Annotated in this window: 22 protein-coding genes and 1 pseudogene; 20 read left to right on the forward strand and 3 right to left on the reverse strand. The window is 73.2% G+C overall.

Annotation, left to right across the window (positions count from 1 at the left end):
- Positions 1-3: 3 nt before the first annotated feature.
- Positions 4-1,080, reverse strand: a complete 1,077-nt coding sequence (locus tag AC0GKK_RS18950; RefSeq protein ID WP_346108509.1) for an alkene reductase — start codon at positions 1,078-1,080, stop codon at positions 4-6.
- A 21-nt stretch (positions 1,081-1,101) separates the two neighbouring features.
- Here AC0GKK_RS18950 and AC0GKK_RS18955 point away from each other — a divergent pair.
- A pseudogene (locus tag AC0GKK_RS18955) lies at positions 1,102-2,058 on the forward strand (thiamine pyrophosphate-binding protein); the annotation flags it as partial.
- A 296-nt stretch (positions 2,059-2,354) separates the two neighbouring features.
- Positions 2,355-2,882, forward strand: coding sequence for a thiamine pyrophosphate-dependent enzyme (locus AC0GKK_RS18960; protein WP_489882243.1), 528 nt, complete (start codon positions 2,355-2,357; stop codon positions 2,880-2,882).
- Between the two features lie 13 nt (positions 2,883-2,895).
- Here the strand turns inward: AC0GKK_RS18960 and AC0GKK_RS18965 are convergent, their stop codons facing one another.
- Positions 2,896-4,152, reverse strand: a complete 1,257-nt coding sequence (locus tag AC0GKK_RS18965; protein WP_489882244.1) for an isochorismate synthase — start codon at positions 4,150-4,152, stop codon at positions 2,896-2,898.
- 96 nt (positions 4,153-4,248) lie between these two features.
- Here AC0GKK_RS18965 and AC0GKK_RS18970 point away from each other — a divergent pair, with 96 nt between their 5' ends.
- A complete protein-coding gene (locus AC0GKK_RS18970) occupies positions 4,249-4,743 on the forward strand; it encodes a DUF3592 domain-containing protein (protein WP_405414874.1) in 495 nt (164 codons plus the stop codon).
- Between the two features lie 52 nt (positions 4,744-4,795).
- Here the strand turns inward: AC0GKK_RS18970 and AC0GKK_RS18975 are convergent, their stop codons facing one another.
- Positions 4,796-5,638 (reverse strand): inositol monophosphatase family protein, encoded by an 843-nt coding sequence (locus AC0GKK_RS18975; RefSeq protein WP_489882245.1) that lies wholly within the window; start codon positions 5,636-5,638, stop codon positions 4,796-4,798.
- A 167-nt stretch (positions 5,639-5,805) separates the two neighbouring features.
- Between AC0GKK_RS18975 and AC0GKK_RS18980 the strand changes: the two genes are divergently transcribed.
- The 17 genes from AC0GKK_RS18980 to nuoN all read left to right on the forward strand — a co-directional run bounded on the left by AC0GKK_RS18980 (position 5,806) and on the right by nuoN (position 25,354).
- On the forward strand, positions 5,806-6,966 hold the full coding sequence (locus tag AC0GKK_RS18980) for a glycosyltransferase family 4 protein (protein WP_476652728.1): 1,161 nt from the start codon (positions 5,806-5,808) through the stop codon (positions 6,964-6,966).
- Positions 6,967-7,094: 128 nt separating this feature from the next.
- Positions 7,095-7,694 carry a hypothetical protein gene (locus AC0GKK_RS18985; RefSeq protein ID WP_251786725.1) on the forward strand — a complete coding sequence of 200 codons (600 nt, stop codon included), beginning with the start codon at positions 7,095-7,097 and terminating at the stop codon, positions 7,692-7,694.
- 30 nt (positions 7,695-7,724) lie between these two features.
- Positions 7,725-8,417, forward strand: coding sequence for a demethylmenaquinone methyltransferase (locus tag AC0GKK_RS18990; protein ID WP_062403809.1), 693 nt, complete (start codon positions 7,725-7,727; stop codon positions 8,415-8,417).
- An 893-nt stretch (positions 8,418-9,310) separates the two neighbouring features.
- Complete coding sequence (locus AC0GKK_RS18995; RefSeq protein WP_062397987.1) at positions 9,311-9,676, forward strand: NADH-quinone oxidoreductase subunit A; 366 nt, start codon at positions 9,311-9,313, stop codon at positions 9,674-9,676.
- 7 nt (positions 9,677-9,683) lie between these two features.
- Positions 9,684-10,391: a NuoB/complex I 20 kDa subunit family protein gene (locus AC0GKK_RS19000; RefSeq protein ID WP_062397985.1), complete on the forward strand. Its 708-nt coding sequence runs from the start codon at positions 9,684-9,686 to the stop codon at positions 10,389-10,391.
- 95 nt (positions 10,392-10,486) lie between these two features.
- Positions 10,487-11,260, forward strand: a complete 774-nt coding sequence (locus AC0GKK_RS19005) for an NADH-quinone oxidoreductase subunit C (protein WP_489884038.1) — start codon at positions 10,487-10,489, stop codon at positions 11,258-11,260.
- Positions 11,257-12,612: an NADH-quinone oxidoreductase subunit D gene (locus tag AC0GKK_RS19010; protein WP_208818963.1), complete on the forward strand. Its 1,356-nt coding sequence runs from the start codon at positions 11,257-11,259 to the stop codon at positions 12,610-12,612. The genes AC0GKK_RS19005 and AC0GKK_RS19010 overlap by 4 nt, the downstream gene beginning before the upstream one ends.
- Complete coding sequence (nuoE, locus tag AC0GKK_RS19015) at positions 12,609-13,376, forward strand: NADH-quinone oxidoreductase subunit NuoE (RefSeq protein ID WP_489882246.1); 768 nt, start codon at positions 12,609-12,611, stop codon at positions 13,374-13,376. Before AC0GKK_RS19010 ends, nuoE begins: the two co-directional genes overlap by 4 nt.
- A 4-nt stretch (positions 13,377-13,380) precedes the next feature.
- Positions 13,381-14,730: an NADH-quinone oxidoreductase subunit NuoF gene (gene nuoF, locus AC0GKK_RS19020; protein ID WP_208818965.1), complete on the forward strand. Its 1,350-nt coding sequence runs from the start codon at positions 13,381-13,383 to the stop codon at positions 14,728-14,730.
- Complete coding sequence (locus tag AC0GKK_RS19025; RefSeq protein WP_489882247.1) at positions 14,727-17,168, forward strand: NADH-quinone oxidoreductase subunit G; 2,442 nt, start codon at positions 14,727-14,729, stop codon at positions 17,166-17,168. The genes nuoF and AC0GKK_RS19025 overlap by 4 nt, the downstream gene beginning before the upstream one ends.
- A gap of 35 nt (positions 17,169-17,203) precedes the next feature.
- Positions 17,204-18,448 carry an NADH-quinone oxidoreductase subunit NuoH gene (nuoH, locus tag AC0GKK_RS19030; protein WP_062403806.1) on the forward strand — a complete coding sequence of 415 codons (1,245 nt, stop codon included), beginning with the start codon at positions 17,204-17,206 and terminating at the stop codon, positions 18,446-18,448.
- A complete protein-coding gene (gene nuoI, locus AC0GKK_RS19035) occupies positions 18,449-18,988 on the forward strand; it encodes an NADH-quinone oxidoreductase subunit NuoI (protein WP_060710481.1) in 540 nt (179 codons plus the stop codon). It begins immediately after the preceding gene.
- Positions 18,985-19,836: an NADH-quinone oxidoreductase subunit J gene (locus tag AC0GKK_RS19040; protein ID WP_062397973.1), complete on the forward strand. Its 852-nt coding sequence runs from the start codon at positions 18,985-18,987 to the stop codon at positions 19,834-19,836. Before nuoI ends, AC0GKK_RS19040 begins: the two co-directional genes overlap by 4 nt.
- Positions 19,833-20,132, forward strand: coding sequence for an NADH-quinone oxidoreductase subunit NuoK (nuoK, locus tag AC0GKK_RS19045; protein WP_060710483.1), 300 nt, complete (start codon positions 19,833-19,835; stop codon positions 20,130-20,132). Before AC0GKK_RS19040 ends, nuoK begins: the two co-directional genes overlap by 4 nt.
- A gap of 7 nt (positions 20,133-20,139) precedes the next feature.
- Positions 20,140-22,092: an NADH-quinone oxidoreductase subunit L gene (gene nuoL, locus AC0GKK_RS19050; protein WP_218622898.1), complete on the forward strand. Its 1,953-nt coding sequence runs from the start codon at positions 20,140-20,142 to the stop codon at positions 22,090-22,092.
- Positions 22,089-23,744, forward strand: a complete 1,656-nt coding sequence (locus AC0GKK_RS19055) for an NADH-quinone oxidoreductase subunit M (RefSeq protein ID WP_405414887.1) — start codon at positions 22,089-22,091, stop codon at positions 23,742-23,744. The genes nuoL and AC0GKK_RS19055 overlap by 4 nt, the downstream gene beginning before the upstream one ends.
- Entirely contained in the window at positions 23,741-25,354 is a 1,614-nt protein-coding gene (gene nuoN, locus AC0GKK_RS19060) for an NADH-quinone oxidoreductase subunit NuoN (RefSeq protein ID WP_489882248.1), read from the forward strand. Before AC0GKK_RS19055 ends, nuoN begins: the two co-directional genes overlap by 4 nt.
- Positions 25,355-25,400 lie beyond the last annotated feature (46 nt).

Genomic DNA, 25,400 nt, shown 5'->3' on the forward strand with positions numbered 1-25,400 from the left:
GGGTCAGAGGGTGGGGTAGTCGGTGTAGCCCTCGGCGCCGCCGCCGTAGAACGTGGCCTGGTCGGGCTCGTTCAGCTCCGCCCCGGCGCTCCAGCGCGCGACGAGGTCGGGGTTGGCCAGGAACGGGCGGCCCACCGTGACGGCGTCGGCGACCCCGTCGGCGAGCAGGCGCTCCAGCCCGTCGCGGTCGGACTCGGTGCCGAAGCCGGTGTTGAGCACGAAGGTGTTCGGCCAGATCGCGCGCAGCTTGGCGACGATCGGGTCGTCGGCCTCGGCGATCACGTGCAGGTAGGCCAGGTCCAGCTCGGCCAGCTGCGCGACGAGCGCCTCGTAGACCGACAGGTCGGTCTCGGAGATGTCGTTGAACGGGTGGCCGGGGGAGATCCGGATGCCGGTGCGTCCGGCGCCGATCGCCTCCACGGTCGCCCGCGCCGTCTCGACGACGATGCGCGCCCGGTTCTCGGCCGAGCCGCCGTAGCCGTCGGTGCGGTCGTTGACCCCGTCGGCGAGGAACTGGTGGAGCAGGTAGCCGTTCGCGGCGTGCAGCTCCACGCCGTCGAGTCCGGCGTCGACGGCGAGGCGGGCGGCGTCGGCGTACTCGCCCACGATGCCGGGGATCTCCTCGGTCGCCAGCGGCCGCGGCGTCGCGTGGTCCTGCGGGCCGGTGGCGGTGAAGATCTGGCCCGCGGCCGGGGTCGCGGTCGAGGAGACCGGGGTGGCGCCCCCGTTGTTGTCGGTGTGGGAGATGCGCCCGGCGTGCATCAGCTGGACGACGATGCGCCCGCCGGCGTCGTGCACGGCCTCGGCGATCCGTGCCCAGCCGGCGCGGTGGGCGTCGGTGTACACCCCCGGGGTGTTCGGGTAGCCCTGCCCGACGGCGGAGGGCTGGCTGCCCTCGGCGACGATCAGGCCGGCTCCGGCGCGCTGGGCGTAGTAGGTCGCCTGCAGGGCGTTGGGGGTCCCGTCGGCGTCGGCGCGGTTGCGGGTCAGCGGCGCCATCCAGACCCGGTTGGCGACGGGCACGTCACCGACCCGGGCGGGCGCGAGCAGGGGGCTGTCGGCACGGAGCGGGGAGCTCACGGTCGGATTCCTTCCGGTCGGATGCAGATCCATGAACCATCAACGAACCCCGGGCCGCAGAGCTTCCGGACCGCGCGGGCGGCGATCATCACGTTTCCTAGGCTGGTGACCGTGAACGGTTCCACCGCCCAGGCCCGGGTGATCGTCGACGAGCTCGTGCGCAACGGCGTCGCCGACGCGGTGCTCTGCCCCGGCTCGCGCAACGCCCCGCTCGCGTTCGCGCTGGCCCGGGCCGAGACCCTCGGCCTGCTGCGGCTGCACGTGCGCATCGACGAGCGCACCGCGGGCTTCCTCGCGCTCGGTCTGGCGCTCGCCTCGGGCCGACCGGTGCCGGTCGCGGTCACCAGCGGGACGGCGGTGGCGAACCTGCACCCGGCGGTGCTGGAGGCGTCGCACTCCGGGGTCCCGCTGCTGGTGCTCGCGGCCGACCGCCCGCCGGAGCTCGTCGGCACCGGGGCCAGCCAGACGATCGAGCAGACCGGGCTGTTCGGCGGTGCGGTCCGCCGGTCCGCGGTCCTGGCCACCCCGCCTCCCCACGCCACGGACGCCGACGCGCAGCGCTGGCGGGCGGCGCTCGTGCGGGTGCTGGCCGCCGCGACCGGGGCCGGTGCGGGCGGGCCCGGGCCGGTGCAGCTCGACCTGCCCTACGCCGAGCCTCTGGTCCCCGACGACGGCCCGCCCGTCCCCGGCTCCGGTCCGGCCGGGCTGCTCGGTGGCGCCGTCGCGCCCGGCCGCGACGACGGCGGGCCCTGGACGGCCGTCGCCCCGCCGGTGCCCACCCCGGCGCCGCTGCCGCTCGACCCGGCCGCGCCGACCCTGGTCGTCGCCGGCAGCGGGGGACCGGGCGCGGCCCCGGCGCTGCTCGGCGGGGCCCCGCTGGTGGCGGAGCCGACCTCGCCGTGGTGGGCGCACGCGCTGCGCGCGGGACCCTGGTTGCTGGATCGCGCGGAGCTGCGCCCCGCCCAGGTCGTCGTCCTCGGACGTCCCACACTGCACCGTGCCCTCGCCCGGCTGCTCGCCGACCCGGGCGTCGCGGTGTACGCAGACCCCGGTCCGGACGGCACCCCGTGGACCGACGTCCCCGGCACCGTCCGCGCGGTCGGGGCCCTGCCCGCCCTGGCCCCGCCGCCGGACTTCACCGGGGCCTGGGCGGCCGCCGACCGGGCCGCGGGTGCGGCGCTCGACCGGGCGCTCGACGGCGGCGGCACGGCCGGCGCCCCGGGCTCGCGCTGGCCCGCGCCGTCGTCGCCGCCCAGCCCGACGGCGGGCAGCTGGTGCTCGGCTCGTCCAACCCGGTGCGCGACGTCGCGCTCGCCGCCGCCCCGCGGACCGGTCTCACGGTGCGGTCCAACCGCGGCGTGGCCGGGATCGACGGCACGGTGTCCACCGCGGTCGGCGCCACGCTCGCCCACCGCGACGGCCCGACGGCGCTGCTGCTCGGCGACCTCACGCTGCTGCACGACACGACCGGGATGCTGGCCGGGCCCGCCGAGCCGGTCCCGGATCTCACCGCCGTCGTCCTCGACGACGACGGCGGGGGCATCTTCTCGCTGCTCGAACAGGGCGCCGACGAGCACGCCCACGCGTTCGAGCGGGTGTTCGGCACCCCGGTCGGCGCCGACCTGCTCGGCCTGGCCCGGGCGGCGGGCTGGTCCGCGGCCGACTGGTCCGGGGACCCGACCGAGCTCGCCGCGCGCCCCGGTTCCGGACGCAGGCTGGTCCGTGTCGCCGCGACCCGCGACGGGCTGCGCGACACCCACGCTGCGCTGCGGGCCGCCGTCGCCGCCGCCCTGGACGGGTGAGGGGCCCGGCGGCTCAGCCCTCCAGGGACTCGCGGACCGCGCGCATCTTGGCGGCGGCCTCGCGCACCTCGCCGTCGGGCTCGGAGTCGGCGACGATCCCGCACCCGGCGAACAGCCGCGCCGTGCGTCCCTGCAGCTCGGCACAGCGCAGCGCGATGCCCATCTCGCCCGCGCCCTCGGCGTCGACCCAGCCGACCGGGCCCGCGTAGCGGCTGCGGTCGAGACCCTCGATCTCGGAGATCAGCGCCGTCGCGTCCGGGGTCGGGGTGCCGCCGACGGCGGCCGTCGGGTGCACCGCTCCGATCAGCGTCAGCAGCGATGCAGGCCGGGCCGGGTCGAGGCGGGCGTGCACGTCGCTGGACAGGTGCGACACGTTCGGCAGGGTCAGCACGGACGGCGCGTCCGGCACGTGCAGCTCGGCCACCAGCGGGCGCAGCGACGCAGCGAGGGAGTCCACGGCGTAGGCGTGCTCGCGGCGGTCCTTCGACGAGCCGATCAGCGCGCCCGCGGTGTCGCCGTCCGGTCCGGAGCCGGGCCACATCGTGCCCGCCAGCACCCGCGACTCCACGGTCCGCCCACGCAGCCGCAACAGCAGCTCGGGGGTGGCGCCGACCAGGCCGTCGACGGCGTAGCTCCAGCACGTCGGGTAGCGCCGGGCGAGCCCGCGGAGCAGGAACCGGGGGTCCAGCGGGCGGTCGGCGACGGCGAGCAGGTCGTGCGCGAGCACCACCTTCTCCAGCTCCCCGTCGCGCATCCGCCCGACCGCCGCGGCGACGGCGGCCCGGTACCGGTGCGCGGACACCTGGCCGTCGGCGTAGCGCAGCCGTCCGCTCGGGCGCACCGGCGACGGGACCGGCAGCCTGCCCGGGGTCTCCGGGGCGTCGGCGGGGGTGATCTCGGTGATCCAGGCGCGGTGCCCGCGCCGCCCGACGATCACCTGCGGCACGACGAGCACCGAGCCCGGGCAGCCGTCGGCGAAGGTGAACGAGGCGAACGCGAGGGCGCCGGTACCGGGGAGGCGGACGTCGTCGTAGCCGGCGCCGGCGTCGAGCCGGTCGACCACGCGGCGCCACCAGCGGTCGGCCTCGGCGAAGCGCTCGGGTCCCGACGCGGTGAACCGCGCGACCTCGCCCCAGCCGACCACGCCCTCGCCGTCGCGCACCCAGGACAGCGCCCCGGCGTCGGCGGGCAGCACGTCCAGCAGCCGCCCGTCGAGCCGCAGCGGGCGTGTCCGGACGCGCAACGCGGTGCTGGCCGGTGCGACGGTCACCCTTCGAGAGTAGGCAACTTCCTCGGCCGGGGCGGGCGCCAGGGTGGGAGGCACCGGACACACCCGGGTGCCGGAGCGCTCCTAGAATCGGGTCCCGTGACCAGTCCGAGCGGCCGTCCCACCGGCGATGTGCTGACCGAGACCTCGGCCGTGGCGGCCCGTCTCATCGGCCGGACGCGGTACCACCTGCCCGAGATCGTCCTGGCCGTCGCACTGGCGTGGACGCTGGTCGCGCTGGTGGCCCTGGGCGGTGCGTTCCTGGAGGACGCGGCGATCGACGGCAACCGCGGCACCACCGCCGCGACCGTCCTCGACGGCTCGGACTACTGGCGCACCCTGGTCAGGTTCGTCGACGACGACGGCCGGCTGCAGACCCCGGCCGCGGGCATCTCGTACCCGGTCGGGCTCACCCCGGGCGAGAACATCTACGTCGAGTACGACACCGCCGACCCGACGCACGTGCGCGTCGCGGGCCGCACCGCCGTCGACGGGATCCTCCCGGTCGCCGGGCTGATCGCGGGCGGCTGGGTGCTCCTCGGGCCGCTGTACGTGTGGCTGCGCCGCCGCCGGGCCCGCACCGGCACCGTCTGACGGCGCCCGGACCGGACCGGACCGCACCGGGCCGCGCCGCCCCGCACCGGGCTCAGCCCCGCCAGAGCGCCCCGACCTCGGCGGCGACCTGCGGCGCGGCGACGAGCAGCCCGCCCTCGGGCAGCGGCGTCGACCGGCCGTCGCGGCCCAGCACCAGCGCGCCGGCCTCGGTGGCCAGGCAGAGCGCCCCGGCGACGTCCCACTCGTGGTAGCGGGTCAGCACCGCGGCGACGGCGTTGCCCAGCGCGACCTGGGTGATCGCCAGCGCGGCCGAGCCGAGCACCCGCACGCCGACGTGCGCGGCGCGGGCGCGTTCGACGAACCCGGGGTCGGGGTCCTCGGCGCAGATCAGCGACCCGGCGACCCGGGCGGTGCACCGCGACGGCACCGGCACGCCGTTGGCCCGGAAGCCGCGCCCGCGGGCGGCGGCGTAGATCTGCCCGCGGCCCGGGTCGGCGACGACGCCCACGGCCGGGCCGTCGCCGTCGACCAGGGCCAGGCTGTAGGCGCACCAGGGCAGGCCCGCGACGTAGTTCGCGGTGCCGTCGACCGGGTCGACGACCCACCGCAGCGGTGCGGTGTCGGCACCGGTGTCGGCGCCGAACTCCTCGCCGACGACCGGGCAGCCGGGGAACTCCGCGGCCAGCACCCGGCGGGTGTGCCGCTCCAGGGTGCGGTCGGTGTCGGTGACCCAGTCGAACGGGTTGGCCTTGGCCGACGCGTCGAGCGATCCGGTGTGCTCGCGACCCAGCGTCGCGGTGATCACCTCGGCGGCGTCGTTGGCCAGCCGGCCCGCGGTCTCGAGCGCGTGGGAGAGCAGTGCCGGGTCCACCGGCCGGGGGGACGGCACCGGGGGTGGCGCCGTGTCTGGCGGGGTGTGGGGCACGGCCGTCATGCGACCCGAGTGTCCGGGCGGGTGATGTCCCGGCGACGACGTGCGGGTGTCCACCTTGTGCCGGACGTGCCAACTCGTGACCCGCCCACCCGATGTTCGCCCAGGGTTGGGTGGTTGATCACGCCAGGGACCCGGCCCGCTGTCCCGCCCCCGTCACCGTTCCGGCCGTGCGCGTCGCAATCGTCTCGGAATGCTTCCTGCCGGTGGTCAACGGCGTCACCAACTCGGTGCTGCGGGTGTGCGAGCACCTGCGGGCAGGGGGTCACGACGTCGTGGTGATCGCGCCGGGCACCGGGGAGCCGGACTCCCACGAGGGGATCCCGGTCGTGCGGATCCCGGCCGTCGAGCTGCCGGTGGTGAACTCGATGCCGGTCGGGGTGCCCAGCAGGCGGATCCTGACCGCGCTGCGCCGGTTCCGGCCGGACGTGGTGCACCTGGCGGCGCCGTTCGTCGTCGGGGCGCGGGGGCTGGCGGCGGCGCGGCGCCTCGGCGTGCCGACGGTCGCGATCTACCAGACCGACGTCGCCGGGTTCGCCTCCGCGTACGGGCTCGGGCTGACCGCACGGGCCGCGTGGCGCTGGACCTGCCGGCTGCACGGCATGGCCGACCGGACCCTCGCGCCGTCGAGCTGGGCGACCGGGGCCCTGCGCGAGCGCGGCGTCCCGCGGGTGCACCAGTGGGCGCGCGGCGTCGACACCCGCCGGTTCACCCCGTCGCGGCGCAGCGACGCGCTGCGCGGCCGGCTCGCCCCGAACGGCGAGCGGCTCGTCGGCTTCGTCGGCCGCCTCGCCCCGGAGAAGCAGGTCGAGCGGCTCGCCGTGCTGGGAGAGCTGCCCGGGACGCGCCTGGTCGTCGTCGGCGACGGCCCCAGCGCCGACGGGCTGCGCGATCGACTGCCCTCGGCGGCGTTCCTCGGGCACCGCGGCGGTGACGAGCTCGCGCAGATCTACGCCAGCCTCGACGTGTTCGTCCACACCGGCCAGGCCGAGACGTTCTGCCAGGCCGTGCAGGAGGCACTCGCCTCGGGCGTCCCGGTGGTCGCGCCCGACGCGGGCGGCCCGCGCGACCTCGTGCTGCCCGACCGCACCGGTTACCTCGTGGCACCCCGCCCCGACGGCGGGGAGCCCGGCGACCCGGCCACCGACGCCGCCGACCGCGAGCTGGTCGGGGCGGTCGCCGCGCTGTGCGAGCCGCAGCGCAACCGGGAGTTCGGCCTGGCCGCCCGCCAGTCGGTGCTGCGCCGCACCTGGACCGCGGTCGGCGACGAGCTGCTCGCCCACTACGGCGACGTGCTCCGCGCCGCGGCCCCGGAGCGCCTCGCGGCCTGACCGGCACGCCGCCGCCCGACCGGACCCCCGCCTGGTCGGGCCTCCGCCGGCCGGGCCGACGCGGCCGGGGAGGGTGCCTGCGTAGTCGTGCGGATCCGTGGCCGCGGCCCGGCGGCGACGGTGGTCCCATGAGCCGCACCGTCGTCGTCGCGCCCCGTGGTGAGCTCGCCACGGTCGACACCTCCGCCACCGTCCGCCTGATGTCCCGGCTGCTCGACCCCGCGCCCGCGGTCCGTGCCGCCGCCCGTGCCGAGGTCCTCGACGCCCCGCACCGGCAGATGCCGCCGGTGCTGTTCGCGCTGTCGGAGAACCTCGTCGCCGACGGCGCGATGCCCGAGGCCGCCCGCTGGTTCTACGCGGGCCAGCTGCGGGCCCGCTACGACGCCTGCCGCTGCACCGACACCACCGCCGCCCAGGCGCTGGCCGTGCTGCGCGACCGCTTCGGCGAACCGGTGAACCGCTGGGCCTTCGCCGACCCGGCCCGGGTCCGCCGGGCCGCGGTCCGCGCCGTCGCCTGGGACCGGGCGGCGCCGCACGACTACGACCACCGCTGGATCGCGCTGCACGGCATGGGCGCCTTCACCGGCGACGGCAACGGTGTCAGCACGCCGTCGGCCGAGTGGGCGGGCGTCGCCGCCCGGGTCCGTGCCGACTACCTGAGCGGCCTGCGTGAGGTGCTGCGCGAGCAGTTCGGACAGCAGTTCGGGCAGCGGTTCGGACGGCGGTGAGCCGGCGGCCGGGTCGCCTAAGCTGTGTTCGTGTCCCGCGCCGAGCTCGACAAGAACCCGACCGACGTCGCCCGCATGTTCGACGGCGTCGCCCGGCGCTACGACCTGACCAACACCGCGCTGTCGGGGGGGCAGGACCGCTACTGGCGGATCCAGACCCGCCGGGCCCTCGGCCTGCGCCCGGGCGAGAAGGTCCTCGACCTCGCCGCGGGGACCGCGGTATCGACCGTCGAGCTGGCGAAGGACGGCGCCTGGTGCGTCGCTGCGGACTTCTCCCTCGGCATGCTGCGTGCGGGCGCCCGCCGCGACGTCCCGAAGGCCGCCGCCGACGCGCTGCACCTGCCCTTCGCCGACGGCAGCTTCGACGCCGTCACCATCTCGTTCGGCCTGCGCAACGTGAACGACACCGTCGCCGGCCTGCGTGAGATGGCCCGCGTGACCCGCCCCGGCGGCCGCCTGGTCGTCTGCGAGTTCTCGACGCCGACCTGGGCCCCCTTCCGCGTGCTCTACCAGAACGCGGTGCTCGGCCACGCCCTCCCGGCGATCGCCCGCACGGTCTCCTCCAACCCCGAGGCCTACCTGTACCTGGCCGAGTCGATCCGGGACTGGCCCGACCAGCCCGCACTCGCCGGGAAGATCGCCGACGCCGGCTGGGAGCGCCCCGCCTGGCGGAACTTGACCTTCGGCGCCGTCGCGCTGCACCGGGCGTACAAGCCGGCCTGAGCCCCCGCCGCCCCGTCCCGCCACGGTCCCCGTGGACGGGTCTGCGGAGGCGGCCTGCGACACAGGGGCCGACGTCGTGGCGGAGCCGGGCGCGCTGCACGCGTGCGGTCGCGGCGGCGGCCGGGCGGTCGTCCCTCCACCGGCTCGCGCCCCTGCAGCGAGCCCGCTCCGCCGCGGACCAGTGCACACGGTGCCGGGTTCCCGCGCGGCCAGCGCCCGGGGCCGGGCGAATCCGCTCACCGGGTCAGCGAGTTGGCAAGGGAATGCACGGCCCCGGGGATCGCGCTCGATCTGCTGCGCCGGGCCCGGCAGCACCACGCGACGACGTGCTCCCTTCTCGAAATTCGCTCACCGGGTAAGCGAATTCGGAGAAGGGAGGGTCCGGAGTCGCGTCTCTCATGGCACGCGGCGGTCCGCGGTGCAGCGGTGGGCGCTGTGGCGGTCGGTCACCCTGCGCCCGGCGGTCGGTGGTCGGCTGCGTGGGAGTCGGCTGCGTGGGAGTCGGCTGCGCGGGAGGTCGACCGCGGGAGGGCCGACTGTGCGAGGGGACGCCGTGTGCGCAGCCCGGCACCGGCCGTCACCACCCACTGACCCTGCGTCGAAGCGCGTTGCGCCGCAAGGAGTCCCGCGTCGTCGCCCGATCCGCCCACGCGATCACGGCGACGTCGTCCTACACTGCTCGCGCAGTTCGTGAACTTTTTCACAAGGGTGGTGGGAGACACGCGACCCGGAGCGCGCCGACCTGCACGGATGCGGATCACATGTGACCCGCGCCCCGTCACAGGTAAGGCTCGCCTGGGTTCTTGGTCACAGGGGACCGGACATAGGGTCGCCGCGACCGGCTCGTCGATCACCACCAACGACGGTGGCGCCGCGACAACGAAGGTGTAGGAATGCTCGATCCCTATCTCCCGCTCGTCCTGCTGTTCGTGTTGGCGGCGGGCTTCGCGGTGTTCTCGGTCGCCTCCGCGCCGTTGATCGGTCCGCGCCGGTTCAACCGGGCCAAGCTGGACTCCTACGAGTGCGGTATCGAGCCCTCGCCGCAGCCGGTCGTCGGCGGCGGTCGCGTGCCGGTCGCCTACTACCTCACGGCGATGCTGTTCATCCTGTTCGACATCGAGCTGGTGTTCATGTACCCGTACGCCGTCGTCGCCGATGCGGTCGGCGTCTTCGGGTTCGTGGCCATCACGCTCTACATCGCCACGATCGCCTTCGCGTACGCCTACGAATGGCGTCGCGGCGGGCTCGAGTGGAGCTGAGGCCGTCATGGGACTCGAGGAGAACCTGCCCAGCGGCGTCCTGCTGACCAACGTCGAGAAGCTGGTCAACTGGACCCGGAAGTCGTCGCTCTGGCCTGCCACGTTCGGCCTGGCCTGCTGCGCCATCGAGATGATGACCACCGGCGCCCCGCGCTACGACCTCGCCCGGTTCGGCATGGAGGTTTTCCGGGCCTCGCCGCGCCAGGCGGACCTGATGATCGTCGCGGGCCGCGTGAGCAACAAGATGGCGCCGGTCCTGCGCCAGATCTACGACCAGATGCCCGAGCCGCGCTGGGTGCTCGCCATGGGCGTGTGCGCCAGCTCCGGCGGCATGTTCAACAACTACGCGATCGTCCAGGGCGTGGACCACGTCGTCCCGGTCGACATGTACCTGCCCGGCTGCCCGCCGCGGCCGGAGATGCTGATCGACGCGATCCTCAAGATCCACGCCAAGATCATGGACGAGCCGCTCGGCCCGAAGCGGGCCGCCGAGCTCGCCGAGTCCGGGTACCGCACGCCGATGGTGCCGTCGTCGGTCAAGTACGCGCCGAAGCACAAGCAGCTCGGTGCGCTGAAGACCACGCACACCCCCGACGTCCCGAACTACCTGGAGCCGGGCTCGCAGCCCAAACCGGCCCCGAACGCGCTCGCGCCGGGGGAGACCCTGGAGCTGCCGTCGCTGGCCGACGCGGCCCGCGGAGGTGACGCGACGTGACCGAGCCGACCGGCACCTCCAAGGACGGGGCCGAGCCCACCGGCGGCGCGCACTCGTCGTCGCAGGAGAGCGGCGCCGCGGCCGAGGAGCAGCGGATGGCGGGCGGCGAGGCCCCCGGCGACCTGGCCGCTCCCGGGGACGCGGCCACCCCCTCCGACGCGCTGGGCGGCGCCCGCCCCGCGCAGAGGATGACCGAGACCCGTACCCGCTCGGGCATGTTCGGCGTCCGCGGCTCCGGCGACACCTCCGGCTACGGCGGCCTGCGTCTGCAGGGCTGGGCCCCGGCCCCGGCCGAGCGGCCCTTCGGCGGCTGGTTCGACGAGTTCGCCGACGAGCTCGGCGCGGCCCTCGACGAGCGCGGCGTCCCGCGCGCCGCGATCGAGCAGGTCACGATCGACCGCGACGAGATGACCCTCTACGTCGAGCCCGCCCGGCTGCACGAGGTCGCCCGCACCCTGCGCGACGACCCGGGCCTGCGCTTCGAGTTCTGCTCCGGCGTGTCCGGTGTGGACTACTCGGCGCCGGACGGCGCCCCGGTCGACCGGCCGCTGCACGTCGTCTACCACCTGCTGTCGATGACCTACCGGCGCCGGGTGCGCCTGGAGGTCGCGCTCGACATGGGGGACGCCGCGAACCCGCCCACCGTGCCGAGCGTCGTCGACGTCTACCCGACGGCCGACTGGCACGAGCGCGAGACCTGGGACATGTACGGCGTCGTCTTCGACGGCCACCCGGCGCTGACCCGGATCCTCATGCCGGACGACTGGGACGGCCACCCCCAGCGCAAGAGCTACCCGCTGGGCGGCATCCCCGTGGAGTACAGGGGCGCGGAGATCCCCCCGCCCGATGAGCGGAGGGCCTACTCGTGACGACTGACGCCGACCCCACCACCGCCGACGCCACCACCGACCCGTACGCCGCGCCCGGCCGCGAGACCACCGAGGGCACGGTCTACACCGTCACCGGCGGCGACTGGGACGACCTGCTCGAGGCCGAGCACGACGACCGCATCGTCATCAACATGGGCCCGCAGCACCCGTCGACGCACGGGGTGCTGCGCCTGGTCCTGGAGCTGGAGGGCGAGACCGTCACCCAGGGCCGCGCGGTCATCGGCTACCTGCACACCGGTATCGAGAAGAACTGCGAGTACCGGACCTGGACCCAGGGCGTCACCTTCGTGACCCGGGCGGACTACCTGGCCCCGCTGTTCAACGAGGGCGCCTACTGCATGGCCGTCGAGAAGCTGCTGGGCGTCGAGGTCCCGCAGCGGGCCGAGCACCTGCGGGTGCTGCTCTGGGAGCTGAACCGGATCGGCTCGCACCTGGTCGCGCTGGCCACCGGCGGCATGGAGCTGGGCGCGCTGACCGGCATGACCTCCGGCTTCCGCGAGCGCGAGGAGGTGCTCCACCTGCTGGAGTTCCTCACCGGCCTGCGGATGAACCACGCGTTCATCCGCCCCGGCGGCCTCGCTCAGGACATGCCCGAGGGCTGGCAGGAGAAGGTCCGTGACTTCCTGAAGGTCATGAACTCCCGGCTGCCCGACTACGACCGGCTGCTCACCGGGCAGCCGATCTGGCGCCAGCGCCTGGAGGGCGTCGGCTACCTGCCCGTCGACGGCTGCCTGGCCCTCGGCGCGTCCGGCCCGATCCTCCGCTCGGCGGGTCTGGCGTGGGACCTGCGCAAGCACATGCCGTACTCGGTCTACGACCAGTACGACTTCGAGGTCCCGACAGCCACCGAGGCCGACTGCTTCGCCCGCTACCGGATGCGCGTCGCCGAGATCCACGAGTCGCTCAAGATCATGGAGCAGGCGGTGACGAAGCTCGACGAGCTCGGCCCGGGCCGCGTCATGGTCGACGACCCGAAGGTCGCCTGGCCGGCGCAGCTGTCGGTCGGCAGCGACGGCATGGGCAACACCCTCGAGCACGTCCGCAAGATCATGGGTCAGTCGATGGAGTCGCTGATCCACCACTTCAAGCTGGTCACCGAGGGCTTCGGAGTCCCGCCGGGGCAGGCCTACGCGGCCGTCGAGTCCCCGCGCGGCGAGCTCGCGGTGCACGCCGTGTCCGACGGCGGCACCCGCCCGGTCCGCATCCACGTCCGGGACCCCAGCTTCGTGAACCTGCAGACGATGCCCGCGATGAGCGAGGGCGGCCAGGTCGCCGACGTCATCGCGGCCGTCGCCTCGATCGATCCCGTGATGGGAGGTTGCGACCGATGACGGTCCCCCCGCAGGAGAAGAGCCCCGTCTCGCCGGTGTTCGACGAGGTGACCCGGCAGCGCACCACGGAGATCATCTCCCTCTACCCGGAGTCCCGGTCGGCGCTGCTGCCGCTGCTGCACCTGGTCCAGTCGGTCGAGGGGTACGTCAGCCCCGACGGCATCCGTTACTGCGCGGAGGCGCTGGAGCTGACTACCGCCGAGGTGTCGGCGGTCGCGACGTTCTACACGATGTACAAGCGCACTCCGTGCGGCGAGCACCTGGTCAGCGTGTGCACCAACACGCTGTGCGCGGCGCTGGGCGGCGACGACATCTACGCCCGCCTGCGCACGCAGCTGGGTACCGAGGACCGTCCGCTGGGCCACGAGGAGACGGCGGGGGAGCCCGGCAGCACCGGCTCGGTCACCCTGGAGCACGCCGAGTGCCTCGCGGCCTGCGACCTCGCCCCGGTGCTGCAGGTCAACTACGAGTACTTCGACAACCAGACCGTCGAGTCCGCGGTGGAGCTCGTCGACGCCCTGCGTCGCGGCGAGCGCCCGCAGCCGACCCGCGGGGCGCCGCTGACCGATCTGCGGACCGTCGAGCTGGAGCTGGCCGGGTTCACCGACGACGCCGGAGGCGTCGACACGACGGCCCGCGTCGAGGGCCCGTCCGGTGCGATCGAGTCGGTGCGCGGGGCCCGGATGGCCGAGGAGAACGGCTGGACCGCCCCGGCGCTGCCCGACGAGCCGCCGGCGATGCCCGCGCTACCGGAGAAGAAGTGATCGCATGAGCACCACTGAGCCTGTGCGCAAGCCGGACCCGATCACGCCCGTCCTGACCAGGCGCTGGCTGTCGCCGCGGTCCTGGTCGATCGACACCTACGAGCAGCTCGAGGGCTACACCTCCCTGCGTACCGCGTTCGCCGCCCACCCCGACCAGCTCATCCAGCTGGTGAAGGACTCCGGGCTGCGCGGCCGCGGTGGTGCCGGGTTCCCCACCGGCATGAAGTGGGGGTTCATCCCGCAGGACGACGGCAGCGGCACGGGCCCCGGCGCGAAGCCGAAGTACCTGGTCATCAACGCCGACGAGGGCGAGCCGGGTACCTGCAAGGACATCCCGACGATGATGGCCGACCCGCACGCGCTCATCGAGGGCTGCATCGTCACCAGCTACGCGATCCGCGCCAACTTCTGCGCGATCTACGTCCGCGGCGAGGCGCTGCACTGCATCCGCAGGCTGCGCGCCGCCGTCCGCGAGGCGAAGGCGAAGGGCTACCTCGGCCGCGACATCCTCGGCTCCGGGTTCGACCTGGAGATCGTGGTGCACGCCGGTGCGGGTGCCTACATCTGCGGCGAGGAGACGGCGCTGCTCGACTCGCTCGAGGGCCGTCGCGGTCAGCCCCGGCTCAAGCCGCCGTTCCCGGCGACCGCCGGGCTCTACGCCTGCCCGACCGTCGTCAACAATGTCGAGACCATCGCCAGCGTCCCCGCCATCGTCAACGGCGGGGCGGCCTGGTTCCGCTCGATGGGGCGCGAGAAGTCGCCCGGCCCGAAGATCTACTCGGTCTCCGGGCACGTCGAGCGTCCCGGCCAGTACGAGGCGCCGCTGGGCATCACGCTGCGGGAGCTCCTGGAGCTCGCCGGCGGGATGAAGGACGGGATCCCGCTGAAGTTCTGGACCCCGGGCGGCTCGTCGACACCGCTGTTCACCGCCGAACACCTCGACGTCCCCCTGGACTTCGAGGGTGCGGCCGAAGCCGGCTCCATGCTGGGGACGACCGCGGTGCAGGTCTTCAACGAGACCGTCTCGGTGCCGTGGGCGGTCATGAAGTGGACCGAGTTCTACAAGCACGAGAGCTGCGGCAAGTGCACCCCGTGCCGCGAGGGCACGTACTGGCTGGTCCAGGTGCTGCAGCGGATGGTGCGCGGCGAGGGCACCTCGACCGACATCGACACCCTGCTCGACGTCTGCGACAACATCCTCGGCCGCTCCTTCTGCGCCCTCGGCGACGGTGCGACGAGCCCCATCACCAGCGCCATCAAGTACTTCCGCCAGGAGTTCCTGGACCTCATCGCGGAGCAGCCCGATGTGGACCGCCCGGAGCAGCTGGCCGCACTGACCGGAGCGAGCGCATGACCCTCACACCGGAGCGGAACGCCACCGAGGAGACACCCGTCCCCGAGGGCCACGTCCGTCTCACCATCGACGGCCAGGTCGTCGACGCCCCCAAGGGCGAGCTGCTGATCCGCACCTGCGAGCGCCTCGGCATCGTGATCCCGCGGTTCTGCGACCACCCGCTCCTCGACCCGGCCGGCGCCTGCCGCCAGTGCCTGGTCGAGGTGGAGATGGGCGGCCGGCCGATGCCGAAGCCGCAGGCCAGCTGCACCATGACCGTCGCCGACGGGATGGTGGTGAAGACCCAGCACACCTCCGAGCGGGCCGACAAGGCGCAGCAGGGTGTGATGGAGCTGCTGCTCATCAACCACCCGCTGGACTGCCCGATCTGCGACAAGGGCGGCGAGTGCCCGCTGCAGAACCAGGCGATGGCGCACGGCCGGTCGGACTCCCGCTTCGTCGAGACCAAGCGGACCTTCCCGAAGCCGCTGCCGATCTCCAGCCAGGTGCTGCTCGACCGCGAGCGCTGCGTGCTCTGCCAGCGCTGCACCCGGTTCTCCGAGGAGATCGCCGGCGACCCGTTCATCGACCTGCTCGAGCGCGGGGCGAAGCAGCAGATCGGCATCGCCGAGGACCAGCCGTTCCAGTCCTACTTCTCCGGCAACACGATCCAGATCTGCCCGGTCGGGGCGCTCACCAGCGCCGCGTACCGGTTCCGGTCGCGCCCGTTCGACCTGCGCTCGACCCCGGGCGTGTGCGAGCACTGCAGCTCCGGCTGCGCCTCGCGCACCGACTCCCGTCGCGGGACCGTGCTGCGCCGGCTGGCGGGCAACGACCCGGAGGTCAACGAGGAGTGGCTCTGCGACAAGGGCCGGTTCGCCTTCCGCTACACCGGTAGCCAGGGCCGCATCACCCGGCCGCTGGTCCGGCGCGCGGACGGCACGCTGGAGGAGGCCTCCTGGACCGAGGCGCTCGCCGTCGCCGCGGAGGGGCTGCTCGCGGCCCGCGCGGCCGGCGGCATCGGCGTCCTGCCCGGGGGACGGCTGACCGTCGAGGACGCCTACGCCTACGCCAAGTTCGCCCGCGTCGTCGCCGGCACCAACGACATCGACTTCCGCGCCCGCCCGCACTCGGGCGAGGAGCTGGAGTTCCTCGCCGCGCACGTCGCCGGGGGGACTCCTCAGGACTCGGTGACCTTCACGGCGATCGAGAACGCCCCCGCGGTGCTCACCGTCGGCACCGACCCCGAGGAGGAGTCGGGCATCGTCTTCCTGCGCCTGCGCAAGGCGTACCGGAAGCGCGGGCTGCGCCACTTCCAGGTCGGCCCGTTCACCAGCTACGGCGCCGAGAAGACCGGCGCCACCGTGCTGCACGCGGTGCCCGGCGCGGAGGCCGCGGTCGTCGCCGACCCGGGCGCCGACGTCGTCGCCGCGCTGGAGCAGCCGGGCGCGGTGATCCTCGTCGGGGACCGGGCCGCGGAGTCGCCGGGCCTGTACTCGGCGGTGTCCGCGCTCGCCGCCCGCACCGGCGCGGCGATCGGCTGGCTGCCGCGCCGGGCCGGGGACCGCGGTGCGGTCGAGGCGGGCGCGCTGCCCACCCTGCTGCCCGGCGGCCGGCTCGTCACCGACGCCGCCGCCCGCGCCGAGCTGGAGCAGGTCTGGGGCGCCCCCGTCCCGTCCGCCCCGGGCCGCGACGGCGACGCGATCCTCGCCGCCGCCGCGTCCGGTGAGCTGGCCGCGCTCGTCGTCGGCGGCGTCGACCCGCAGGACATGGCCGACCCGACGGCCGCGATCACCGCGCTGCGCGAGGTCGGGTTCCTGGTCAGCCTGGAGATCCACACCTCGGCGGTCACCGAGCTCGCCGACGTCGTCCTCCCGGTCGCCCCGGACGCCCAGCGCTCCGGCGCCTACGTGAACTGGGAGGGGCGCCGCCGCGAGTTCGGCGTCGCGCTCGACGCGACCGGCGTGCTCCCGGACTGCCGGGTGCTCGACACCCTCGGCGTCGAGATGGACGCGGACCTGTTCACCCAGACCCCGGCCGCCGCGGCCGGGGAGCTGGAGCGGCTCGGCTCGCGCCGCGCCGGCGGCGTCGCACCGGACCACACGGCGGGCCAGGCCCGGCGTCCCGGCTACGGCCAGGCGGTCCTCGCCACCTCGCGCCAGATGATCGACGACGGCAGCCTCCAGATCGACGAGCCCGCGCTCGCCGGCACGGCGCGGCGGCCCTACGTCAAGGTCAACGCGGCCACCGCGGAGCGGCTCGCGCTGGTCGAGGGCGCCGAGGCGACGGTCCGCACCGACCGCGGGGCGATCACCCTGCCGGTCGCACTGACCGACCTGCCCGACGGCGTCGTCTGGCTGCCGACCTGCTCGCCCGGCTCGCACGTCCGCCCCACGCTCGGGGTGGGCCACGGTGACCTCGTGACGGTCGGTCCGGCCGGGAACGGAAGCGCGTCGTGAACCTGTCCCAGGTCCCGCCCGCCCCGGTGGACCAGCTGACGCACACCCAGGCGCTGCTCGCCGACGACCCGATCTGGCTGATCCTGATCAAGGTCGTCGGGCTGTTCGCGCTCGGCGTCGTGCTGACCCTGTTCATGATCAACTGGGAGCGCAAGGTCGTCGGCCGGATGCAGCACCGTCCGGGCCCGAACCGGACCGGCCCCGGCGGCTGGCTGCAGAGCCTCGCCGACGGTCTGAAGCTGGCGTTCAAGGAAGACATCATGCCGGCGATGGCCGACAAGAAGGTCTACTTCATCGCCCCGGTCATCTCGACGATCCCGGCGTTCGTCGCCTTCTCCGTCATCCCGTTCGGCGGCGAGGTCACGATCTTCGGCGAGCAGACGGTGCTCCAGCTCGTCGACGTCCCGGTCGGCGTGCTCGTCGTGCTGGCCTGCTCCTCGATCGGCGTCTACGGCATCGTGCTCGGCGGCTGGGCCTCGGGCTCGCCGTACTCGCTGCTCGGTGCGCTGCGCTCGGCCGCCCAGGTCATCTCCTACGAGATCGCGCTGGGCCTGGCCGTCGTCGGCGTCGTGCTCTACTCCGGCTCGCTGTCCACCGCGACGATCGTCGGGGCGCAGGCGTCGGGCTGGTACTTCTGGCTGCTGCTGCCGAGCTTCGTGGTCTTCGTGATCGCGATGGTCGGTGAGACCAACCGGGCGCCGTTCGACCTCCCCGAGGCCGAGTCGGAGCTGGTCGGCGGGTTCCACACCGAGTACTCGTCGCTGAAGTTCGCGCTGTTCTTCCTGGCCGAGTACGTGAACATGGTGACCGTCTCGGCGATGGCGGTGACGCTGTTCCTCGGTGGCGGTATGTGGCCGTGGCCGCTGAGCTTCCTCAACGAGTACGGCTGGATGCAGTTCGTCGCCTTCATCATCAAGGTGCTGCTGTTCCTGTTCGTGTTCATCTGGCTGCGCGGGACGCTGCCGCGGTTCCGCTACGACCAGTTCATGAAGCTGGGCTGGAAGGTCCTGGTCCCGGTCATGCTGGTCTGGATCGTCGCGATCTTCGGCATCCGGGCGTTCGTCAACACCGGCTCGGACAACTACGTGCTGCTGCTGTCGCTGATCGGCTTCGCGCTCGCCGTCGTGCTCGCGGTGGCGTTCCTGCTGCCCGACCGGCAGACCGAGGCGCCACCGGTCGAACCGGCGTCGGACTATCCGGTGCCGCCGCTGGACCTGGTGGTCCCCGACTCACCCCCGAAGCGTCGGAAGGCCGTCACGGCCGGAAAGGACGCGCGCTAGATGTTCGACTTCTTCAAGGGATTCGGCGTCACCTTCTCGACGATGTTCAAGAAGGTCGTCACCGAGGAGTACCCCGAGGACTTCCCGCCCGCCGCGCCGCGCTACCACGGGCGCCACCAGCTCAACCGGCACCCGGACGGGCTGGAGAAGTGCGTCGGCTGCGAGCTGTGCGCCTGGGCCTGCCCGGCCGACGCCATCTACGTCGAGGGCGGGGACAACACCGAGGAGGCGCGGTACTCGCCCGGTGAGCGCTACGGCGCGATCTACCAGATCAACTACCTGCGGTGCATCGGCTGCGGCCTGTGCATCGAGGCCTGCCCGACGCGCTCGCTCACGATGACGAACTTCTACGAGCTGGCCGACGACAACCGGCAGGACCTCATCTACACCAAGGAGCAGCTGATGGCCCCGCTGCTGCCGGGCATGGAGCAGCCGCCGCACCCGATGCGCCTGGGCGACGACGAGCAGGACTACTACGTCTCCGGCCCGACGCTCGCGAAGGTGTCCGCCCAGGACCAGACCAAGGAGCAGGCCCGATGACCACGGCCGCGGTCCTGGCCCAGGCGGCCGGGGAGGTGAGCACCGGCGAGGCGGTCGCGTTCTGGATCCTCGGACCGGTGGCGCTGGCCGGTGCGCTCGGCCTGGTCTTCGCCCGGCACGCGGTGCACGCCGCGCTGCTGCTGGTCCTGACGATGTTCTCGATCGCGGTGCTGTACCTGGTGCAGTCCGCCCCGTTCCTCGGGTTCGTGCAGATCATCGTCTACACCGGCGCCGTGATGATGCTGTTCCTGTTCGTCCTCATGCTGGTCGGACGGGACTCCAAGGACTCGGTGATCGAGGTCCTGCGCGGGCAGCGGGCCGCGGCGCTGGTGTTCGGCGTGGCGCTGGCCGCGCTCCTGGTCGGCGGGCTGGCCCGCGGCCTGACCAGCGTCACCCCCGCGGGGCTGGCGCAGGGCGGGCTCGGGTGGAACGGCAACGTCCCCGGCCTCGGCCGGCTGATCTTCACCGACTACCTGCTGGCGTTCGAGCTGACCGCGGCCCTGCTGATGGTCGCCGCGCTCGGCGCGATGGTGCTGTCCGGCTCGCAGAGCAGCCAGCACACCAAGATCGGCCAGCGCGCGACGGTGCTGAAGCGGCTGCGCGGCGAGCACGCCCGCATCTCCCCGCTGCCCGGCCCCGGCGTCTACGCGACGGCGAACTCCGTCGCGGTCCCGGCGATCCTGCCCGACGGCTCGATCGCCCCGGAGTCGCTGTCGGAGATCATCGAGTCGGTCGCGGTCGACGTGCCGGACACGACGACCCCGGACGCGCACGCGCTGACCGGCCGCCCCGCACCCGACCGGACCGCCGCCTCCGGTGAGGCCGCCGACACCGGGGAGCACCGATGAGGCCCGAGTACTACCTGCTGCTCTCGGCGCTGCTGTTCACCATCGGCGCCGTCGGCGTCCTGGTGCGGCGCAACGCCGTGGTCGTGTTCATGTGCATCGAGCTCATGCTGAACGCGGTGAACCTGACCCTGGTCACGTTCTCGCGCATCAACGGCAACCTCGACGGCCAGGTGATGGCCCTGTTCGTGATGGTCGTCGCGGCCTGTGAGGTCGTCGTCGGGCTCGCGATCATCACGGCCATCTTCCGCACCCGCCAGTCGTCGTCGGTGGACGACGCGAACCTCTTGAAGTACTAGGAGCGCGCTGGTGACCGTCCTTCTCGCACAGGCCGCCCCGCAGGCGACCGGCGCCGCCTCGCTGGCCTGGTTGCTGATCGCGCTCCCCGCGGCCGGTGCACTCGTGCTCTTCCTCGCCGGACGGCGGGCCGACGCCTGGGGCCACTGGCTCGGCGTCGCGACCGTCGTCGGCGCGTTCGTCGTCGGTGTGACGATATTCCTGCAGACCCTCGGTCTCCCTGCCGACGAGCGGCTGCGCGAGCAGTCGCTGTGGTCCTGGATGTCCTCCGGCGCGCTGGAGGTCGACTTCGGGCTCCGGATCGACACGCTGTCGCTGACGTTCGTACTGCTGATCACCGGGGTCGGGGCGCTCATCCACCTCTACTCGGTGGGCTACATGAGCCACGACCCGAACCGGCGGCGGTTCTTCGCGCAGCTGAACCTGTTCGTCGCCGCGATGCTGGTGCTGGTCCTCGGCAACAACTTCGTGATGCTCTACCTCGGCTGGGAGGGCGTCGGTCTGGCGTCGTACCTGCTGATCGGCTTCTACCAGGACCGGCCCTCCGCGGCGACGGCGGCGAAGAAGGCGTTCCTGATGAACCGGGTCGGCGACGTCGGCCTGGCGATCGCGATCTTCCTGCTCTGGCTGGAGCTCGGGACCCTGCAGTACACCGAGGTCTTCGCCCGCATCGGCGAGGTCGGCGGCGGCACGGTCCTCGCGATCACGCTGCTGCTCCTGCTCGGCGCCTGCGGCAAGTCCGGCCAGTTCCCCCTGCAGTCCTGGCTCCCGGACGCGATGGAGGGCCCGACCCCGGTCTCGGCCCTGATCCACGCGGCCACGATGGTCACCGCGGGCGTCTACCTCATCGCCCGGGCGTCGCCGATCTACAACCTGTCCGAGACCGGACGGCTGGTCGTCGCGCTCATCGGTGTCGTCACGCTGATGATCGGCGCGATCATCGGCTGCGCCTACGACGACATCAAGAAGGTCCTGGCCTACTCCACGGTCAGCCAGATCGGCTACATGATCCTCGCCGTCGGGCTCGGGCCGGCCGGCTACGCGCTGGGCATCCTGCACCTGCTGACGCACGGCTTCTTCAAGGCCGGGCTCTTCCTCGGCGCCGGTTCGGTCATGCACGCCATGAACGACGACGTCGACATGCGCCGCTTCGGCGGCCTGTGGCGGAAGATGCCGGTCACCTTCGTGACCTTCGGCCTCGGCTACCTCGCACTGATCGGCTTCCCGTTCCTGTCCGGCTACTTCTCCAAGGACGCGATCATCGAGGCCGCGTTCGCGCAGGAGGGCTGGCAGGGCTGGGTGTTCGGTGGGCTCGCGACGCTCGCGGCCGGTCTGACCGCCTTCTACATGACCCGCCTGATGATCATGACGTTCTTCGGTGCGGAGCGGTGGCGCACGGTGCAGTCCACCGACGGCCGCGACTACCACCCGCACGAGTCCCCGGCGACGATGACCGTCCCGATGATCGTGCTGGCCGTCGGCTCCGTCTTCGGCGGCGGCGTGCTCTACGGGATGATCCCGGAGTGGCTCGCCCCGGTCGTGGGGGAGCGCCTCGAGCTCGAGGGCGGCGCCCTGCCGCACGCGGTGATCCCGTGGCTGGTCGTCGGCGTCTCGCTGCTCGGCGTGCTGGCGGGCTACCTGTTCGTCGGCCGCTCCCCGGTGCCGGTGGAGCGCCCGCAGCGGGTGTCGCCGGTCGTTGCCGCGGCCCGTGCCGACCTCGGCGCGAACGCCTTCAACGAGGCGTTCATCGAGCGGCCCGGCATCGTCCTCACACGGGCGCTCGCCTGGTTCGACGACCGCGGGATCGACGGGGCCGTCAACGGCACCGCGTCGGCGTTCGGCGGCGGTTCCAGCCGCCTGCGCCGGCTCCAGACCGGCTTCGTCCGGTCCTACGCACTCTCGATGCTCGGCGGGGCGGTCATCGTCGTCGCCGCGATGCTGGCGGTGAGGTTCGTCTCATGACCCCCCTGGACACGGCTCCCATCGTCCCCGGCTCCGGGGGCAACCCGTTCCTGATCGTCCTGCTGCTGGTGCCGGTCGTCGGCGCGCTGGTCATGTACCCGCTGCGCGCCAACACCGGGCTCGCGAAGGCGGTCGCGATGGCGACGGCGCTGCTGGAGCTGGTGCTCGTCGTCGTCGCGTGGGCGCTCTACTCCATCCCCGCGGCGCAGGCCGGCGCCCGGTTCCAGCTCGAGTTCTCGATGTCCTGGATCCCCGCGTTCGGTACCCACATCGCGTTCGGCGTCGACGGCATCGCGCTGGCGCTGATCGGGCTCACCGCGTTCCTGGTGCCCGGTCTGATGCTGTTCGCGTGGGCGGAGAAGCTGCCGGAGGGCCGCTCGGCCGCCGGGTACTTCGCGCTGCTGCTGGCGACCCAGGCGACGCTGGTCGGCGTCTTCGCCGCCACCGACGTCTTCCTGTTCTACGTGTTCTTCGAGGCCATGCTGGTCCCGATGTACTTCCTGATCGGCCGCTTCGGCGGGCCGCGCCGGCAGTACGCGGCGGTCAAGTTCTTCCTGTACTCGCTGCTCGGCGGCCTCATCATGCTGGCGTCGCTGATCGGGCTGTTCGTGGTCAGCGAGCAGCAGCTGGGCCAGGGCACGTTCACCTGGGCCGACCTGCAGGCGATGGCGTCGAGCGTGCCGGAGTCGACCCAGATCTGGCTGTTCCTCGGCTTCTTCGTCGCGTTCGCGATCAAGGCGCCGCTCGTGCCGTTCCACACCTGGCTGCCCGACGCCGGTGCCGAGGCCCCGATCGTCGGCGCGGTGCTGCTGGTCGGCGTGCTGGACAAGGTCGGTACCTACGGCTTCCTGCGCTACCTGCTGCCGCTGTTCCCGCAGGCGTCGCAGACCCTGGCGCCGCTGGTGCTGGTGCTCGCCGTCGCCGGGATCGTCTACGCCGCACTGCTCGCGGTCGCCCAGACCGACATGGGCCGGTTCGTCGCCTACACCTCGGTGGCGCACTTCGGCTTCATCGCGCTCGGGGTGTTCGCGTTCTCCTCGCAGGCCTTCGCCGGCGCGACGCTCTACATGGTCAACCACGGTCTCTCGACCGGCATGCTGTTCGTCATGGTCGGCGTGCTGATCAGCCGCGGCGGCTCGCGCCTGATCGCCGACTACGGCGGCGTCGCGAAGCTCGCCCCGGTGATGGCGGGCTGCCTGCTGCTGGCCGGGATGAGCTCGCTGGCGCTGCCCGGCACGAACTCGTTCGTCTCGGAGTTCCTGGTGCTGGTCGGCTCGTTCCCGAACCGGCCGGTGTTCACCGTGATCGCGACGATCGGCATCATCTTCGCCGCGCTCTACGTGCTGTGGTTCTACCAGCGCACGATGCAGGGCCCGGTGCGCGGCACCGCGGTCATGGCGGCGCTGGAGCGCGGCGGCGCGGGCGGCCCGGGGTCGGTGATCGACCCGGCGGTCGCCGCGCAGCGCAAGGGCACCGGCTTCCCCGACCTCACGGGTCGTGAGATCGGCGTGCTCGTGCCGCTGATCGTCGCGATCGTGGTGCTCGGCTTCTACCCGGGCCCGGTGCTCGACCTGATCAACCCGTCGGTGACGGCGACGATGACCGAGCTCGGCCTGCCCGACCCGGTCGTCGCTGGAGGGATCGCTCGATGAGCTCGTTGGTTCTCCCCGCCCAGGTGGCTCCGATCGAGATGCCCGCGGTCGACTGGGCGGCCACCGCGCCGCTGTGGATCGTGTTCGCGGGTGCCTGCGTGTCGGTGCTGCTGGAGGCGTTCCTCCCGCGGCACCAGCGCTGGCCCGTCCAGGTCGTGCTGACCGGGCTGACCCTGGTCGCGGCGCTCGTCGCGCTGGCCGGGTACGCCCTCGGGTCCCCGGCGGCCGTGCTGACCTTCGGCACCGCGCTGTCGGTGGACGCGCCGTCGCTGTTCCTGTGGGGCACCCTGATCGTCCTCGCGATCCCCAGCCTGCTGCTGATCGCGGACCGGTCGGTGGAGCCGGGCGGGGTGTTCGTCGCCTCGGCCGCCGAGCGGGCCGCGGTCCGAGCCGGCGGCGGCCCGGCCACCCCGGCCGGCGGCGAGCACGTCGACCGCTCCTACGGGGCGCCCGACGAGACACCGACGATGCAGACCGAGCCGTTCCCGTTCGTGCTGTTCGCGCTCGGCGGCATGATGGCGTTCGTCGCGGCGAACGACCTGCTGACGATGTTCATCGCGCTCGAGGTCCTGTCGCTGCCGCTGTACCTGATGTGCGGGCTGGCGCGGCGCCGCCGGCTGCTGTCGCAGGAGTCCGCGGTCAAGTACTTCCTGCTCGGCGCGTTCGGCTCGGCGTTCTTCCTCTACGGCATCGCGCTGCTCTACGGCTACGCGGGCTCGGTGCGGCTCTCGGCCATCTCCCAGGCCGCCGCGGGCACCCTGGCGTCGGACACGCTGCTGTTCGCGGGCCTGGCGCTGCTGCTGGTGGGGCTGCTGTTCAAGGGCTCGGTCGCCCCGTTCCACACCTGGACCCCGGACGTCTACCAGGGCGCCCCGACGCCGGTCACGGCGTTCATGGCGGCCTGCACGAAGGTCGCCGCGTTCGGCGCGATCGCCCGGGTGCTCTACGTCGGCTTCGGCAGCACCGTCTGGGAGTGGCGCGGCGTGCTGTGGGTGGTCGCGGTCGTCTCGATGGTCGTCGGCGCGGTGCTGGGGCTCACCCAGACCGACGTGAAGCGCATGATCGCCTACTCCTCGATCGCGCACGCCGGGTTCATCCTGCTCGGCGCGATGGCGCTGACCCCGCAGGGCACGTCCGGGCTCATGTTCTACCTGCTGGCCTACGGCTTCACGACGATCGCGGTCTTCGGGATCATCTCGCTGGTCCGCGCCGGTGACGGCGAGGCCTCGGACCTGGGGGCCTGGGCGGGCCTGGCGAAGCGGTCGCCGCTCGTCGCCGGGATCATGACGTTCCTGCTGCTCGCGCTCGCCGGCATCCCGCTGACCAGCGGGTTCACCGCCAAGTTCGCGGTGTTCTCGGCGGCGTCGGCGGACGGCATGGTGCCGCTGGTGGTGATCGCGCTGGTCGCGTCCGCGGTGGCCGCGTTCTTCTACCTGCGCATCGTGGTGCTCATGTACTTCTCCGAGCCCGCCGAGGACGGTCCGGCCGTCGTCGTGCCCGGGGCGTTCACCACCGTGGCCATCACCCTGGGCACGCTGGCGACCCTCGTTCTCGGGATTCTTCCCACACCCGTCCTCGAATGGGCCGCCAGCGGCGCGTTCTCGGGCTGACGTTCGTAGGCTGTGGGGGTGGAGACACAGAGTGTGGCCGGGGTCC

The organism is Pseudonocardia sp. P-1, from assembly GCF_058111925.1.

Bases quoted from the DNA above. Each gene is read 5' to 3' on its own strand.
- AC0GKK_RS18975 (WP_489882245.1), bottom strand. From the start codon at position 5,638: ATGACGGCCGTGCCCCACACCCCGCCAGACACGGCGCCACCCCCGGTG.
- AC0GKK_RS18985 (WP_251786725.1), top strand. From the start codon at position 7,095: ATGAGCCGCACCGTCGTCGTCGCGCCCCGTGGTGAGCTCGCCACGGTC.
- AC0GKK_RS18995 (WP_062397987.1), top strand. From the start codon at position 9,311: ATGCTCGATCCCTATCTCCCGCTCGTCCTGCTGTTCGTGTTGGCGGCG.
- AC0GKK_RS19000 (WP_062397985.1), top strand. From the start codon at position 9,684: ATGGGACTCGAGGAGAACCTGCCCAGCGGCGTCCTGCTGACCAACGTC.
- AC0GKK_RS19005 (WP_489884038.1), top strand. From the start codon at position 10,487: ATGGCGGGCGGCGAGGCCCCCGGCGACCTGGCCGCTCCCGGGGACGCG.
- nuoE (WP_489882246.1), top strand. From the start codon at position 12,609: ATGACGGTCCCCCCGCAGGAGAAGAGCCCCGTCTCGCCGGTGTTCGAC.
- nuoF (WP_208818965.1), top strand. From the start codon at position 13,381: ATGAGCACCACTGAGCCTGTGCGCAAGCCGGACCCGATCACGCCCGTC.
- AC0GKK_RS19025 (WP_489882247.1), top strand. From the start codon at position 14,727: ATGACCCTCACACCGGAGCGGAACGCCACCGAGGAGACACCCGTCCCC.
- nuoI (WP_060710481.1), top strand. From the start codon at position 18,449: ATGTTCGACTTCTTCAAGGGATTCGGCGTCACCTTCTCGACGATGTTC.
- AC0GKK_RS19040 (WP_062397973.1), top strand. From the start codon at position 18,985: ATGACCACGGCCGCGGTCCTGGCCCAGGCGGCCGGGGAGGTGAGCACC.
- nuoK (WP_060710483.1), top strand. From the start codon at position 19,833: ATGAGGCCCGAGTACTACCTGCTGCTCTCGGCGCTGCTGTTCACCATC.
- AC0GKK_RS19055 (WP_405414887.1), top strand. From the start codon at position 22,089: ATGACCCCCCTGGACACGGCTCCCATCGTCCCCGGCTCCGGGGGCAAC.
- nuoN (WP_489882248.1), top strand. From the start codon at position 23,741: ATGAGCTCGTTGGTTCTCCCCGCCCAGGTGGCTCCGATCGAGATGCCC.